We start from the raw sequence: 15,152 nt of genomic DNA on the forward strand, positions 1-15,152 counted from the left end.
GGGATTGACGGTTGAAAGCCGAGATATTAGGTGATGCTCATGTCTATCAAACCGCTTGTCATTCTTCCCGATCCGCTGTTGCGCCAGGTTTCCAAACCCGTGGAGCGCTTTGACGCCGATTTGCGCAAATTCTCCAACGACATGCTCGACACCATGTATGACGCGCCGGGGATCGGCCTCGCCGCCATTCAGGTGGCGGAACCGCTGCGCATGCTGGTGATCGACCTTGCCAAGGAAGACGAACCGAAGGCACCCCAGGTTTTCATCAACCCCGAGATTTTGTCTTCCAGCACCGAACGCAACGTCTATGAAGAAGGCTGCCTCTCCATTCCGGACTATTATGCGGAAGTGGAACGTCCGGCAAAAGTGCGCGTTGCCTATTTCGATATCGAAGGCAAGAAGCACGAGATCGAGGCTGACGGTTTGCTGGCAACCTGCCTTCAGCACGAGATCGACCACCTCAACGGCGTTCTGTTCATCGATTACATCTCGCGCCTCAAGCGTGAAATGGTGATGAAGAAATTCAAGAAGCTTGCCAAGGATCGCGTTCCGAGCCGGCTGGCGGTGTAAGCCATGAGCCTGCGTATCGTCTTCATGGGAACCCCGGAATTCTCCGTGCCGGTTCTCAACGCGCTCATTGGCCAGGGCCATGAGATCGTCGCCGTCTACAGTCAGCCGCCGCGTCCGGCAGGCCGGCGCGGACTGGAACTGACCCCCTCGCCCGTTCATCGCAATGCCGAAGAATTCGGCATTGAAGTGCGCACGCCCAAAAGCCTTCGCAGCCCCGAGGAACAGCAGGCGTTCCGCGATCTCAATGCGGATGTTGCCATCGTGGTGGCCTATGGCCTGATCTTGCCCACCGCCATTCTCGAAGGCACGCGCCTTGGCTGCTACAACGGCCATGCCTCGCTTCTTCCGCGCTGGCGCGGCGCCGCACCGATCCAGCGGGCCATCATGGCGGGTGACAGCGAAACCGGCATGATGATCATGAAAATGGATGAGGGGCTGGATACCGGCCCGGTCGCCATGGCCGAAAAGGTCAAGATCACGCCCGACACGACCGCGGGCGAGCTGCACGACCAGCTCAGCATGATCGGCGCCGACCTGATGGTGCGCGCCATGGCCGCGCTGGAACGGGACAGCCTCACCCTGACACCGCAATCGGAAGACGGCGTCACCTACGCGTCGAAGATCACCAAGGTTGAAACCCGTATCGACTGGACCCTGCCGGCCATTGACATCCATAACCGTATTCGCGGTCTGGCACCGTTTCCGGGCGCCTGGTGCGAGATGGAGATCGGTGACGGCCTTGAACGCGTCAAGTTGCTGCGCTCGCTGCTTGCGACCGGCGCCGGCGTGCCGGGCACGGTGCTCGATGACGATCTGCGCGTCGCCTGCGGAGAAGGTGCGGTGCGTCTGCGCGCGCTGCAGCGGGCGGGCGGCAAGGCGATGGACGGGCAGGAATTCCAGCGCGGCGCCAAGATTGCGCAAGGGGCGAAGCTGCCATGAGCAGCATCACCATTCGTCGCGTACAGCCCGCGGACCGCGCCTTGATCTCAGCTATCGTCGAAGACGCCTTTGCGGGACCGGATGAGGCAAGGCTGGTCGAGCAACTCAGTGGCAACGGCGATATCGTGCTCGAACTGGTTGCGGAGTTCGATGGTGCCGTGGCGGGCCACATCCTTTTTTCAAGGCTGCGCGTTGAGAATGGAACCAGCTTTGACGCGGTTGCACTGGCGCCGCTCAGTGTTGTCTCCGGTCACCAGGGCAAAGGCGTCGGATCGGCACTGATCAGGGCCGCGCATCAGGAATTGGTGCTCATGGGCGAAACCCTTTCCATTGTCCTCGGCGATCCCGGCTATTACGGCCGCTTCGGCTATACGAATGCACGGGCATCGGGTTTTGCCAGCCAATATCAGGGCGAGTATCTCCAGGCGCTGGCTTTCGCTGATGCACCTCTGTCGGGAACGCTGGTCTATTCCAGAGCGTTCGAGGGCCTTTGATGCCGCGCTACAAACTCACCATCGAATATGACGGCACCCCCTATGCGGGTTGGCAGCGGCAGGAAAACGGCCATACCGTTCAGGCAGCCATCGAGCAGGCCATCTTCAAGTTCTGCGGCGAAACCATCTCCCTTGGCGCAGCGGGCCGCACCGATTCCGGCGTGCATGCGATTGCCCAGATTGCCCATGTGGATCTGACCAAGGACTGGAGCAGCGCCAAGGTGCGCGAGGCGCTCAACGCCCATCTGGTCGTGGCCGGAGAAACGGTCGGGATCATCAATGTCGAGCGGATGACCGAGAATTTCGATGCGCGTTTCTCCGCGACGGGCAGGCATTATCTCTACCGCATCATCAATCGCCGTCCGCCGGCACCGCTGGAAGCATTCCGCGCGTGGTGGGTGAAGAAGCCGCTCGATGCGGAGGCAATGCACGAAGCGGCACAACGGCTGGTCGGAACCCACGACTTTACCACCTTTCGCGCCACCCAGTGCCAGGCAAAAAGCCCGGTCAAATCGCTCGATCACCTCAGTGTGCTTCGCAACGGGGAAATCATCGAAATCAGGGCATCCGCGCGCTCGTTCCTGCACAACCAGATCAGGTCATTTGCCGGAACGTTGAACGAAGTGGGTTGCGGGCGCTGGACAGCCGATGATGTCAGCGATGCCCTTGCCGCCCGGGACCGCAAGGCCTGCGGGCCTGTCGCGCCGCCTTACGGGCTCTACCTCGTCGGCGTGGATTATCCGAGTGTGACCGGCTCCGGCATGGCAATGCCCAGCACACTCTGAAGAACAACCACCAGAACAATATATCCCGTGACCAGAATGGCGAAGAACGCAGTCGTATAGGCGTAGGTTTTCTTCAATGCCACATGCGTCAATCGATAGGTCAAAACAAGCGCAACGGCGTTGAGGATGAGGTCGACACCCAGCGAGAGCTGGGGCCGGGTCGGAATGAAAATGTGAACCAGTGTGGCCGGCACAACCAGCCAGTTCACCAATGCGGAACCCCAGTTGCTGGTGATCACATAGACACTGAAACGGTTGCGCAGGCCAATTCGCGGTGCAACAAACAGCAGCACCACCAATGGCAGGACCCACGCGGTCAAATCGACAAAGGCGATCCGGCCGATCAGGGACAACCGGGTTCCTGTTTCGGGCCGGAAGGCCACCGCATCATTGGCAAAAACAATCCAGCTCAAAATCAGGGGCGGCAGCGACACCGTGATGGCCTGGAATGATTGCCAGAAACCGTCTTCCGAAAGGTCGAACAATTCCAGACCGTCGGCATGGCCGTTCATGATCCGCCATGAGCCCCAGAAATAACGCTGGATGTCTTCAAAATTCAGCATGGTCGCTCAGGCAAAAAAGTCGGCAATGAACCGCTCGTAAATTTGTGTCAGCGTTTCCAGGTCTGCGACCGCCACGCGCTCATCCACCATGTGCATAGTCTGCCCCACAAGCCCGAATTCGACCACCGGGCAATAATCCTTGATAAAGCGCGCATCGGATGTACCGCCCGAGGTGGACAGCTGCGGCCGCTTGCCGGTCACGGCTTCGACCGAAGCCGTCAGCGTGCCGATAAGTTTTTCATCATGGGTGAGAAAGACGTGGCTCGGCCGGTCGCGCCAGACAAGCTCGTAATTGACCGGGGTTTTCCGGCCCGGCCGCAATTTGCGCCGCCCGGATGCCTTGTCGAGACGGTTGTGGATTTCCGCCATCAGCGTCTCATCGGTCCATGTGTCGTTGAAACGGATATTGAACGTTGCGGTTGCCTTGGCCGGGATGACGTTGACCGCCGGATTTCCGACATCGATCGTCGTGACTTCCAGGTTGGTCGCCTGAAAGTTCTTCGTCCCCTTGTCGAAAGCCGGATAAAGCAGGCTGTCCACCAGCGTCACCAGCCCGCGAACCGGGCTGTCGGCCAGATGCGGATAGGCCGCGTGTCCCTGGACGCCATGGACGGTGATTGTTCCAGAGAGCGAACCGCGCCGGCCGATCTTGATCATATCGCCCAGCTTGTCGGGATTGGTCGGCTCGCCGACGATGGCCGCATCCCAGGTTTCGCCCCTCGCCTTGGCCCATTCCAGCAGCTTGCCGGTACCGTTGATCGACGGGCCTTCCTCATCGCCTGTGATCAGGAAGGAAATCGAGCCCTTCAACGCACCGTTCTTCGCGATGTGCCGGGCAACGGCGGCGGCAAAGCAGGCGATGCCACCCTTCATGTCCACCGCACCGCGACCGTACATCTCGCCCTTGTGGATCGCCGCCGAAAACGGCGGATAGGTCCAGGCCGCCGCGTCACCGACGGGAACAACGTCGGTATGACCGGCAAACATCAGATGCGGCCCGTTGCCCGAACGTCTGGCGTAGAGGTTTTCAACGTCCGGCGTCCCGTCTTCGCTGAAGATGGGGCGCTCGACGGAAAAGCCCAGCGGCGCCAGCATGGCTTCGAGCATGGTGAGAGCACCGCCCTCCGCTGGCGTAACCGACGGACAAGCAATGAGTTGGGCGAGGTTTTTTACGGGATCTGTCGAGGATGTCATGTGCAAAGCGATAATCCAAAAGCAGCATCCTGTCACGCACTGGATCACAATGCGTGCATCTGTTTTAATGGCTGACGATTGCGTCAAACCGGGGCCCGCCAATGCTTGAAAACACCAGCCGCATTGTTGTCGCAGGTGCCGGTTCCATTGGCTGCTATGTCGGCGGGCAGCTTGCCGCCGCTGGAAAAGCCGTCACGTTCCTAGCACGGCCTCGGGTGGTGGACGAAATCCGGCGCGCCGGCCTGAAGGTGGTCAATCTCGATGGCACGGAGCGGCTTCTATCGCCGGACCGGCTTTCCCTCACGCAGGACCCTGCCACTGCCTTCGACAAGGCGCAGATCATTCTCGTTGCGGTCAAGAGCGGCGCGACACAAGAGATGGCGGGACTGATCGCCAGATACGCTCCTGCTGACAGCATTGTCGTCAGCCTGCAGAACGGCGTTGGCAATGCTGACGTTCTGCAAAAGAACCTCCCGGAGAGCATGACGGTGATTGCCGGGATGGTGCCGTTCAACGTTGTCCAATCGGATGCGGGCGCACTGCCGCTGAGCGTACGCCGCACCACGCAGGGCACGATCCTTGTCGAAAACAAGGTCGAAGGCCTGGCCGAAGCCCTGTCGACGCCGGACCTTCCGGTCAGCCACCACGAGAATATGCAAGGCATTCTCTGGGGCAAGCTGATGATGAACCTGAACAACGCGCTCAACGCTCTATCAAACCTGCCGCTTGCCGCACAGCTTGCGGACCGTGACTGGCGCGTCTTGCTTGCTGATCAGATGGGCGAAGGCCTCAAAGTCATGCGTGCACATGGCATTGTTGCAGCCCCGGTCCAAGGCGTATCACCCGCGATACTCCCATGGATTCTGCGATTGCCCGATTTTCTCTTCCGCCGCATCGCCCGCCGGATGCTGGCCATAGACCCGCGTGCCCGCTCATCCATGTGGGAGGATTTTTCCCGCGGCCGGACCACCGAAATCGATTACCTCCAGGGTGTCATCGTGGAACTGGCTCGGGAAAAGAATGTCCCCACGCCCCTCGCGCAAAAGGTCATTGCCTGCGTCAAACAGGCCGAGGGGCAGCCGGTCCGCTGCCATGCGGTGGCCGAGATCCGCCAGAAATTCGTCGCGTAAACGGTTCAGTCGATCGGCTTTCCCGTCTTGTCCTTCATGGTCAGAAGCGTCAGCGCGCTCACCAGCGCCGCCGCCATCACATAAAAACTCGGAGCCAGTTTCGTACCTGTTGCCTCGATCAGGAGCGTGACAATCACAGCGGCAAAACCGCCGAAAATGGTCACGGCGAAATTATAGGCCAGTGACAGCCCGGTGGAGCGCAGCCCGGCAGGAAACTGCTCGGCCAGCAGTGCTGGTGCCGGACCGGTGAATGCGGCGAGAAGCAGCCCGAGAATGCCCTGGACAATAGCCAGGGTCATCAGATCTGGCTTGGCATTGACCCACGCGAACAGAGGATAGATCAGCACGCCGATGGCAATGGCGGCGGCCAGCAACAGCCGCTTGCGCCCCACGCGGTCCGACAAGGCTCCGGCAATGGGACAACCCAGCATCAGCACCAGCCCGCCAATGGTCGTCGCAACGAATGCATCGGCGAGCGGAATGTTGAGCTGCTTGACCGCATAGGTCGTCATGTAGAACAGCAGCACATAGGTGCATACCGTCCAGAGAATGGTGACGCCAAAGCCGGATGCGATACCGCGCGGATGATCCTTGAGCGCGTCACGCAGCGGCGACTCGCTCTTCTGCGTGTGGCTGTCGGTAAAGACCGGCGTCTCATCGACGCGGGCACGGATATAGAACCCGACCGGTCCGATCAGCAAACCCAGAAGGAACGGCACCCGCCAGCCCCAGCCGTCGATGGCAGCCGGATCAAGCGCGTGCGTGACGATGGTGCCGCAGATACCGCCGAGCACGACGGCCAGTGCCTGACTTGTCTGCTGCCAGCTGGCATAGAACCCGCGTTTTTCCGGCGGCGCATACTCGATGAGAAAAGCCGTCGCGCCACCAATCTCTCCACCGGCGGAAAAGCCCTGGATCAGCCGTGCCAGAACAATAACCAGCGGCCCGACAATGCCTGCTTGCGCATAGGTCGGCGCAAAGCCGAGCAGTGCCGTGCCGAACGCCATCATCAGGATTGTCAGGGTCAGCGCCGCCTTGCGCCCCTTCCGGTCGGCGTAGACACCAAGAACCACTGCCCCGACCGGACGCATGAAAAAGCCGACGCCATAGGTGCCGACCGTGAGCAGGATCGAGGTCAGGTCATTGATCGCGGGAAAGAACAGGCGCGCGATGATCGGCGTGAAGAAGCCATAGACGGTAAAATCAAACCATTCGAGGCCATTGCCGATGGTGGCGGCGGCAATGGCATGGCGCCGCTTGGCGTCATAATCGCGGGTCAGAAGGGAAGCCTGCACAGTCATACTGGTACCTCAGCTGAGATGGAATCGGCTTGGGCACCAGCTTCTGTCGGGAATCTCCGTCTGTCCAGATGTAAATCGCCTAATCAGTCGCGCAGCAATTCATTGATCGAGGTCTTGGAGCGGGTCTTCTCGTCGACGCGCTTGACGATCACCGCGCAATAGAGGCTCGGGCCCGGTTCATTGTTCGGGAAAGGCTTGCCCGGCAAGGTGCCCGCGACAACGACCGAATAGGGCGGTACCTCGCCATAGAAAATCTCGCCGGTGGCGCGGTCGACGATCTTTGTCGATTTGCCGATGAACACGCCCATGCCGAGGACCGCGCCTTCACGCACGATGCAGCCTTCGACCACTTCCGAGCGGGCGCCGATGAAGCAATTGTCTTCGATGATGGTCGGGCCTGCCTGCATGGGCTCGAGAACGCCGCCGATGCCGACGCCGCCGGAAAGGTGCACATGCTTGCCGATCTGCGCGCAGGAGCCCACCGTGGCCCATGTATCCACCATCGTCCCCTCGCCGACATAGGCGCCGAGATTGACGAAGGACGGCATCAGGATGGCGCCGGGAGCAATATAGGCCGAACGGCGGACAATCGCGCTCGGCACCGTGCGGAAGCCCGCCTTGCTGAACTCGGTCGCGCCCCAGCCATCAAACTTGGAGGGAACCTTGTCCCACCACGGTGCACCGCCAGGTCCGCCATCGATGATGCCCATGTGATTGAGACGGAAGGAAAGAAGCACAGCCTTTTTGAGCCACTGATTGACGGTCCATGCACCATCCGCCTGCCGTTCGGCAACACGGGCTTCGCCGCTGTCGAGAAGCAGCAATGACGTGTCAACCGCGTCGCGTATTTCGCCGCGCGTTTCGGTGTTCACAGCATCGCGTTCGTCAAAGGCCTTGTTGATGGTCTTTTCAAGACTGGCCAGGTCGGGCTTGGACATTTTCAGGTCACTCCATTGCACGGGCGGTTAAGGCTGATGTAAGGCCTAGTAAGATAAGTCTGTGAGAGGGTCAATCGCAGCGCCACAATGTTGGACGACGAATAGGATTTAATGTCTGTAAGCGTCACTTGCGTCCGCAGAAGGAGAATATAATTGAATACCGATGAAAAAAACGGCTGGACGCCATTTTCCCACTCCACAGAAGCCGTACGGCGGGTAGAGACCGCTCCCGAGACCCCGCAAACACAATCGGACACCTATCGTCTTGCCTTTGCCGATCCGGAGTTCATGACACGCCGTGATCTGCGCGCAGTACGGTTGCAGCTCGAATTGCTCAAGCCGGAAATGGCACTGACCCAGCGGGGTATCCGTTCGACCGTCGTGCTTTTCGGCGGCGCGCGTATTCCCGAGCCCGGCGGTGAAGCCTGGGCTGCGAAGAACGAAGTGCAGAAGAAGAACCTTGAAGCCAATTCGCGCTACTATGCCGAAGCGCGCAAGTTCGCCCAGCTGTGCTCGACCTATTCCGCGACCACCTACAACCGCGAGTTTGTCGTTGTTACCGGTGGCGGTCCCGGCGTGATGGAAGCGGGCAATCGCGGTGCAGCCGATATCGGAGCGCCGACGATCGGTCTCAACATCGTCCTGCCGCACGAACAGGCGCCCAACGAATATGTGACGCCCGAGCTCTGCTTCAACTTTCACTATTTTGCCATCCGGAAAATGCACTTCCTGATGCGGGCAAAAGCGCTTGCGATTTTCCCCGGCGGCTTCGGCACCATGGACGAGACATTCGAGACGCTGACACTCATCCAGACAGGGCGCATGGAGCGCATCCCGGTCCTCCTCTTCGGCCGGTCATTCTGGGAAAAGGCGATCAATTTTGAATTCCTGGCCGAACAGGGTGTCATTTCGCCGTCGGACAGGGAATTGATCACCTTTGTCGATGACGCCGAAGAGGCGTGGGACGTGATCAAGACCTTCTACGAGCTGCCCTGACCCTCTGCCTCGTCGCGGCTGCGGGGGGCCGGGCCAGGACCCGGTACCCCGCAGCGTCGATGAACGCTTCGACCGATGTAAATCGCTTCAGGCGGGCATGCCTGCGCGGACCTGCCCCGGCTGGATCGCATTGAGGAACGATGCCAGATCGTCGGTCACGTAATCGACATGATCGGTGTAGTCCGGATCGCGTTCCCATATCTCGGAGAACGTCGGCTCGAAATTGTGCGGCACGATCAGGACTGTCTTCATGCCGAGCGCCTTCGGCTCGACCAGATTGCGCGCGAGGTCCTCGAACATGGCGCTGCTCTTGGCGTCGATCCCGTGCAGATCAAGAAAACGGTCATAGGCCTGCCGCGCCGGCTTGGGCATCAGTTCGGCCGCGACAATATCGAAAATATCGTCGAACTGGTCGAGGACACCGAGTTGCCGGGCCGCCCGCTCCGCGTGGCCACGGTCGCCATTGGTGAAAATGAACTTGCGCCCCGGCAGATGTTTGATCGCCATGGCCAGTGCCGGATTGGGAACCAGCCATGAATAATCGATATCGTGGACCTTCTGCAGAAAATCGTCCGGATCGATATTGTAGCGATCCATCAGCCCTTTGAGGGTCGTCCCGTAATCCTTGTAGAACTGCTTCTGCATCTGGCGGGCATCCGCATGGGAAAGTTGCAGGAGATCCGCGATATAGCCCGTCATCTTCACGTCGATCTGCGAAAACAGATTGGAATGATGCGGGTAGAGCGTGTTGTCCAGATCGAACACCCAGTCCGTTACATGGGCAAAATTCAGAGGATCGGGATTTTTCGTCATGCATACTCGCCATTGCAGGGACATCGGTAACGGGACAGGCAGTCTGTTGCCATAACGACTCAATAGACGAAAAAAGTCCGAACTACGACCGTTTTTACATTTTCCGCTAACAGCCGCTTCATGAATGCAGCATAGTAATCAGGTAGCAGCATTAGGGGTGAAATGTTCAGAATTCTGTACAAATGTGCGCTTGTCACACTGATCGCGATTGTCTGTTCTTTGCTGATCACCGGGAGCATCATGAGTGCTTTCGACATGCACAACAAAATGGGCTTCGTGATCGCCACGATCTGTCCGTTGACCATTACCCCGCCGATCTCGCTGATGGTGTTCCGGCAGTCCGAGCGACTGCGCGTGACCCTGCTTCAACTCAGTCAGGTCATGCTGCAGCTTGAGGAAACCAATGCCAAGCTGCTGGAGAAAGCCTCCCGCGACAGCATGACAGGCCTGCTCAACCGTGAAGCTTTTTTCACCCATGTGGACAGGGTCCGCCGGCAGATACCGGGATCCCTGCTGATCATTGACGCGGATCATTTCAAGAAAATCAACGACCAGCATGGCCATTACAATGGCGACGGCGCGCTGACCGCCATTGCCCACTGCATTTCACGCAGCATCGGCGAGAACGACAGCATCGGCCGCATCGGCGGCGAAGAGTTTGCGGTTTTCCTGGCGACGGAACACGAGGATGAGGTACGCGCCATTGCCGAAATCATTCGCAAAGATGTGACGTTGATTGAATTCCGGACGCCTGAAAATGAGCGGGTTCCGCTCAGCGTCAGCATTGGCGGGGTGATCGATGTCTCGACAGGGGCGATCGCCGATCATTTCCAGACCGCCGATCGCAGGCTTTACGAGGCCAAGCGCAATGGCCGCAACTGCGTCATCGTGAAACCAGCGATGAAAACCGCAGCCTAGATTGCCGATGGGTCCAGCGGCGCGCTGTCCTTCCACCGGGCAACAAGGGTAGCCATATCGGCGGTTTCGAAGGCATCGCGCAGCGCGGCAAAGCTTGGGAGAACAAAATAGGCGCGCTGGAACTTGTCGATCTCGTAGGCGGTCCGCATGACCGTTTCCAGATCGAATGGAACGTGGTGTGCATCCGGGCTTTCGACCGCAAACCGCAATTCGCTGAACGATGACATCAGGCCGGCGCCGAAAGCCTTGAGGGGGGCGCCCTCTTCCTGCATCAGACCGAATTCAGCCGTGTACCAGTAAAGCCGTGCGACCATCTGTTCACCGCCGATCCGGACCGCAGCGGCACCCTTTTCACCGTAGAGTTGCATGAAATCCGCAAACACCGGCTGGCTGAGAATGGGAACATGGCCGAAGAAGTCATGGAACATGTCCGGCTCGACGATGTAGTCCAGCTCCTTCTTGCTGCGCAGCCAGTTGGTGACCGGGAAGCGGCGGTTGGCAAGATGATCGAAGAACGGCTCGTTCGGGATAAGACCGGGGACCGCCACGATCTCCCAGCCCGTCAATTTGCGCAGCCGTTCGCTTACTTCATGAAAGTCGGGGATACGGTCGAGCAGGCCCAGCGCATCGACGCCGTCGAGGTAACTGTGATGGGCAAGCCGCGATGTGAGCTTTGTCTGACGGTCACAGAGGGTACGCCACACCTCCTGATCTTCCGCCGAGTAGTCATATTGCTGTTCGACGGTAAAATCCGGCTGGCAGGCATGATAGTCGCCGCGCAACCCTTGTGCTGCACATTCACGGGCATAGGCCTCAACACTGATGGTCATGAATTCCTCCTCGATTCCCATTCTGACATCCAGAATACTCCGAGAAATCGAGTGAATTTGACCTTATTGCCTCAATGAACCACTATCTGGAGAGGAAAATATAATATCCCGGAGAAAAACAAGTGACATCCCCTCGATTTGACGAATTTGAAATCAAGATGCTGCAGGTCCTGCGCGACAATGGCCGCGTGCCGATCACCGATCTGGCGCAGGCCATCGGGCTTTCGGCCACGCCCTGCGGCCGACGTTTTGACGCCCTGCAGGAAACCGGCGTCGTCAAAGGCTTTGCCGCCGTGATCGACCGCCGGTCCATCGGGCTCATGGTCGAGGTCTTCGTTCAGGTGCGGCTGACATCGCACAGCGATGAATCGCCGGAACGGTTCATCACGGAAATACAGCGCATGGACGAGGTATCATCCTGCTGGACGATGACCGGCGAGCACGATTTCCTGCTGCACGTGATGGTGCCGACTGTCGATGATCTCAACGATTTCGTCATGCACCGGCTGATGCGCCTCAAGGGTGTGCGCGACGTGCACACCCAGCTCGTGCTGCAGAACATCAAGGGGCCGGGCAAGATTCCGCTCGACCATCTGAAACGATGATCAGGGAACGATCAGCGTTCCCGCACCACGTTCCGTGAAGAGCTCGAGCAGAACCGAATGCGGGGTCTTGCCATTGAGGATGACGACCCCTTCGACACCGCGATTGATCGCATCGATGCAGGTTTCGACCTTGGGGATCATGCCGCCTGAAATCGTGCCGTCCTTGATCAGCGCGCGGGCCTGACCGACGGACAGTTCCTTGATGAGCTTCTTGTCCTTGTCGAGAACGCCGGGGACATCCGTCAGGAACAACAGGCGCGAAGCGGCCAATGCACCGGCAATGGCGCCCGCGAAGGTGTCGGCATTGATGTTATAGGTATGGCCGTCGCGGCCTGGCGCAACCGGAGCGATGACCGGGATCATCTCCGAGCGGGCCAGCAGGTCCAGCAGGGTGCGGTCCACTTCCACCGGTTCACCAACAAAGCCAAGGTCAACAATCTTCTCGATATTGGAATCAGGATCGACAATCGTCTTCTTGGCCTTTTCGGCGAAGACCATGTTGCCATCCTTGCCGCACAGGCCAATGGCCCATTCGCCTTCCGCATTGATCAGCGCAACGATTTCCTTGTTGATCGAACCGGCAAGAACCATCTCGACGATTTCGAGCGTCTTCGCATCGGTAACGCGCAGGCCGCCTTCGAATTTCGATTCGATGCCCATGCGCGCAAGCATCGATGCAATCTGCGGGCCGCCGCCATGCACAACGATCGGATTGATACCGGATTGCTTCAACAGGGCGATATCGCGGGCAAAGGCCTTGCCAAGCTCCACGTTGCCCATGGCATGGCCGCCATATTTCACAACAACGGTCTTGTTTTCGTACCGCTGCATATAGGGAAGAGCCGCGGATAGAAGGCTTGCCTGAATTTCTGCGGTGTGCTCAGTCTCGGACATGGGGGAAGCAAGCTCCAGCTTGAAAAGGACGGGGTCTCATAACCCTAAAGACGGTCATGGGCAAACATGATTTAGGGTGGGCGGGAACGTTTTTGCATGCGGCCCATTGACAGGACAACATATCCGCAGATTTAACTTAGGGGCAGGACTCTGGATAGTCAAAGAGTTGGAAACGCCGGTCGCATGACACCCGAAGGCATATCAGAGCTGATTTCACGGGTCGCTTTGCGGGATCGCTCGGCGTTCGATAAGCTTTATACCTCCACGAGCGCGAAACTATTCGGCGTATGCCTGCGTATCTTGGGCAATCGCTCGGAAGCAGAGGATGCACTGCAGGATATTTTCGTCAAGATCTGGAACAAGGCTGACCGGTTTGCCGTCACGGATACAAGCCCCATCTCGTGGCTGGTGGCTATTGCGCGCAATCATTCGATTGACGTACTGCGTGCCCGCAAGCCAGCAACAGCCGAACTGGAAAAGGCGGTCGGTCTCGCGGAACCGTCCCTCAATCCCGAGCAGTCTGCCATTGCATCCGGTGAAACAAAGCGCATCAACGAGTGTCTCGATCAGCTGGATTCTGACCGGGCCGCAGCCGTACGGGGCGCCTATCTGAACGGCGAGAGCTATGATCTCCTGGCGATCCGTCACCGGGTGCCATTGAATACGATGAGAACCTGGTTGCGCCGCAGCCTGATGAAACTGAAGGAATGTCTGGAACGATGAGCACGATACCACCCGATGACACAATGCCGGAAGGCGACGATTTCGTCGCAGCCGAGTATGTGCTGGGCGTGCTGCCGGATCAGGAGCGGCAGGATGCCGCCCGCCGCATCGAAACCGATGCTTCCTTTGCGCGCCTCGTATCCGACTGGCAGAACCGGTTCGACCCATTGAACCTGCAATTTCAGCCGGTGACGGCGCCCAGCTATCTGAAGAGCCAGATCGACCAGCGCCTGTTTGGCATCGACTCGGGCCGCGTGGCGGCCGGCGCCTCCTTCTGGAACAGTCTGGCATTCTGGCGAACGGTTGCCGTTGCAGCGCTTGCACTGGTCCTGTTCAACTTCGGCAGGGAGTACGTTCTGCGCCAGACCGGACCAGCCCCTGCGCAGCTTGTTGCCTCCATGGCAAGCGACAGTGGCCCAATGCGAAGCCTTGCTGTTTTTGACAGCAAGTCGAGAAAGCTCAGGATTACGCTGGTTTCCGGCGATATTCCGCAGAACAAGTCGCTGGAACTCTGGCTGATTGCGGGAAAGGACGCTCCGGTGTCGCTGGGCGTTCTCAAATCGCCCAAGGTGACGGAGTTCGATGTACCCGCGCCAACCGCCGCAAAGCTTAGGGATGGAACGACCCTGGCCATTTCGGTTGAACCGGCAGGCGGCTCTCCAAGCGGAGCGCCCACCGGCGCTGTCGTCGCAGCGGGCGCTGTGAGCAGCATCTGAAATCAAGGAAGCTGGTAAGGCTCTATTCTTCGAGGAGAAGTGCGATTGCGGCGCGCAGCTCATCCAGTCCGCCGCCCTTTTCCGACGATGTGGCAAGGATCGTTGGATAGGCAGCGGCGCGCTTTTTGATGGCCTGCGCCGTTTCTTCCATGAGGCGCGGCACACCGGCAGGCTTGATCTTGTCGATCTTGGTCAGAACGATCTGGTAGGACACCGCCGCACGATCCAGGAGATCGAGCACTTCCGCATCGTTCTTCTTCACACCATGACGCGCATCGATAAGCAGATAGACGCGCTTCAGCGTCGTACGGCCGCGCAGGTAATCGAAGACAAGCCGCGTCCATGCATCGACCTGTTCCTTCGGTGCTTCCGCAAAGCCGTAACCCGGCATATCGACCACAGCGAGCGGCGGCAGATCGCCATTTTCACCGGAATGGCCATCCGGGACGAAATAGTTGAGTTCCTGCGTGCGCCCCGGCGTGTTGGAGGTGCGCGCCAGACCCTTCTGGCCGATGATCGCATTGATGAGCGACGACTTGCCTACATTGGAGCGCCCGGCGAAGGCGATTTCGATGGGTCCTTCGGGCGGCAGGAATTTCATGGACGGAACGCCGCGAATGAAAACCCAGCCCTGCGCAAAGAGCATCCGGCCCTTCTCGATCAGCCGGTTCGTATTGTCGTTGGTTTCGCTCACGTTGTTTTCCGTCCGTTCATGGGGTGGCCGCAGCCATCTGCATTCAATG

Annotated in this window: 18 protein-coding genes; 10 read left to right on the plus strand and 8 right to left on the minus strand. The window is 59.1% G+C overall.

Going from position 1 to position 15,152, the window contains the following annotated elements; translation table 11 throughout:
• Window positions 1-39: 39 nt before the first annotated feature.
• From def to truA, 4 genes are read left to right on the plus strand one after another with little or no spacing between them, the layout of a single operon-like run.
• Window positions 40-570, plus strand: a complete 531-nt coding sequence (def, locus tag ACZ25R_RS19160) for a peptide deformylase (protein WP_105737786.1) — start codon at window positions 40-42, stop codon at window positions 568-570.
• Between the two features lie 9 nt (window positions 571-579).
• On the plus strand, window positions 580-1,509 hold the full coding sequence (gene fmt, locus ACZ25R_RS19165) for a methionyl-tRNA formyltransferase (protein ID WP_472462524.1): 930 nt from the start codon (window positions 580-582) through the stop codon (window positions 1,507-1,509).
• Complete coding sequence (locus ACZ25R_RS19170) at window positions 1,506-2,003, plus strand: GNAT family N-acetyltransferase (protein ID WP_472461899.1); 498 nt, start codon at window positions 1,506-1,508, stop codon at window positions 2,001-2,003. Before fmt ends, ACZ25R_RS19170 begins: the two co-directional genes overlap by 4 nt.
• Entirely contained in the window at window positions 2,003-2,788 is a 786-nt protein-coding gene (gene truA / locus ACZ25R_RS19175; protein ID WP_346308141.1) for a tRNA pseudouridine(38-40) synthase TruA, read from the plus strand. The genes ACZ25R_RS19170 and truA overlap by 1 nt, the downstream gene beginning before the upstream one ends.
• Here the strand turns inward: truA and ACZ25R_RS19180 are convergent.
• Together ACZ25R_RS19180 and dapE are read right to left on the minus strand one after the other, a co-directional pair.
• The gene (locus ACZ25R_RS19180; RefSeq protein WP_346308142.1) at window positions 2,740-3,351 is read right to left on the minus strand and encodes a hypothetical protein; all 612 of its coding nucleotides are present in this window, start codon (window positions 3,349-3,351) and stop codon (window positions 2,740-2,742) included. The genes truA and ACZ25R_RS19180 overlap by 49 nt on opposite strands.
• 6 nt (window positions 3,352-3,357) lie before the next feature.
• Window positions 3,358-4,545: a succinyl-diaminopimelate desuccinylase gene (gene dapE, locus ACZ25R_RS19185; protein ID WP_472461900.1), complete on the minus strand. Its 1,188-nt coding sequence runs from the start codon at window positions 4,543-4,545 to the stop codon at window positions 3,358-3,360.
• Window positions 4,546-4,646: 101 nt separating this feature from the next.
• Between dapE and ACZ25R_RS19190 the strand changes: the two genes are divergently transcribed.
• Window positions 4,647-5,675, plus strand: coding sequence for a 2-dehydropantoate 2-reductase (locus tag ACZ25R_RS19190; protein ID WP_472461901.1), 1,029 nt, complete (start codon window positions 4,647-4,649; stop codon window positions 5,673-5,675).
• Between the two features lie 5 nt (window positions 5,676-5,680).
• On the opposite strand, the gene ACZ25R_RS19195 is transcribed toward ACZ25R_RS19190, so the two are convergent.
• Window positions 5,681-6,976, minus strand: a complete 1,296-nt coding sequence (locus tag ACZ25R_RS19195) for an MFS transporter (protein WP_472461902.1) — start codon at window positions 6,974-6,976, stop codon at window positions 5,681-5,683.
• 83 nt (window positions 6,977-7,059) lie between these two features.
• A complete protein-coding gene (dapD, locus tag ACZ25R_RS19200; RefSeq protein WP_223612111.1) occupies window positions 7,060-7,914 on the minus strand; it encodes a 2,3,4,5-tetrahydropyridine-2,6-dicarboxylate N-succinyltransferase in 855 nt (284 codons plus the stop codon).
• A gap of 153 nt (window positions 7,915-8,067) precedes the next feature.
• On the opposite strand from dapD, the gene ACZ25R_RS19205 reads away from it, so the two are divergent.
• Complete coding sequence (locus ACZ25R_RS19205) at window positions 8,068-8,910, plus strand: LOG family protein (protein ID WP_223612113.1); 843 nt, start codon at window positions 8,068-8,070, stop codon at window positions 8,908-8,910.
• 87 nt (window positions 8,911-8,997) lie between these two features.
• On the opposite strand, the gene ACZ25R_RS19210 is transcribed toward ACZ25R_RS19205, so the two are convergent.
• A complete protein-coding gene (locus tag ACZ25R_RS19210) occupies window positions 8,998-9,723 on the minus strand; it encodes a pyrimidine 5'-nucleotidase (RefSeq protein ID WP_223612115.1) in 726 nt (241 codons plus the stop codon).
• Between the two features lie 240 nt (window positions 9,724-9,963).
• On the opposite strand from ACZ25R_RS19210, the gene ACZ25R_RS19215 reads away from it, so the two are divergent.
• Window positions 9,964-10,641: a GGDEF domain-containing protein gene (locus ACZ25R_RS19215; RefSeq protein ID WP_288191802.1), complete on the plus strand. Its 678-nt coding sequence runs from the start codon at window positions 9,964-9,966 to the stop codon at window positions 10,639-10,641.
• Here the strand turns inward: ACZ25R_RS19215 and phhA are convergent.
• Window positions 10,638-11,471, minus strand: a complete 834-nt coding sequence (gene phhA, locus ACZ25R_RS19220) for a phenylalanine 4-monooxygenase (RefSeq protein WP_472461903.1) — start codon at window positions 11,469-11,471, stop codon at window positions 10,638-10,640. The genes ACZ25R_RS19215 and phhA overlap by 4 nt on opposite strands.
• Before the next feature lie 122 nt (window positions 11,472-11,593).
• Here phhA and ACZ25R_RS19225 point away from each other — a divergent pair, with 122 nt between their 5' ends.
• Window positions 11,594-12,076 carry an Lrp/AsnC family transcriptional regulator gene (locus tag ACZ25R_RS19225; RefSeq protein ID WP_223612120.1) on the plus strand — a complete coding sequence of 161 codons (483 nt, stop codon included), beginning with the start codon at window positions 11,594-11,596 and terminating at the stop codon, window positions 12,074-12,076.
• Here ACZ25R_RS19225 and argB read toward each other — a convergent pair whose 3' ends face one another.
• Window positions 12,077-12,970, minus strand: coding sequence for an acetylglutamate kinase (gene argB, locus ACZ25R_RS19230; protein ID WP_105737814.1), 894 nt, complete (start codon window positions 12,968-12,970; stop codon window positions 12,077-12,079).
• 183 nt (window positions 12,971-13,153) lie between these two features.
• Here argB and ACZ25R_RS19235 point away from each other — a divergent pair, with 183 nt between their 5' ends.
• Entirely contained in the window at window positions 13,154-13,693 is a 540-nt protein-coding gene (locus ACZ25R_RS19235) for a sigma-70 family RNA polymerase sigma factor (RefSeq protein WP_464662465.1), read from the plus strand.
• A complete protein-coding gene (locus ACZ25R_RS19240; RefSeq protein ID WP_472461904.1) occupies window positions 13,690-14,409 on the plus strand; it encodes an anti-sigma factor in 720 nt (239 codons plus the stop codon). Before ACZ25R_RS19235 ends, ACZ25R_RS19240 begins: the two co-directional genes overlap by 4 nt.
• Window positions 14,410-14,431: 22 nt before the next feature.
• Here ACZ25R_RS19240 and yihA read toward each other — a convergent pair whose 3' ends face one another.
• On the minus strand, window positions 14,432-15,055 hold the full coding sequence (yihA, locus tag ACZ25R_RS19245; RefSeq protein ID WP_288191831.1) for a ribosome biogenesis GTP-binding protein YihA/YsxC: 624 nt from the start codon (window positions 15,053-15,055) through the stop codon (window positions 14,432-14,434).
• Between the last annotated feature and the right edge of the window lie 97 nt (window positions 15,056-15,152).

The organism is Phyllobacterium sp. RCAM01083 (assembly GCF_055685835.1).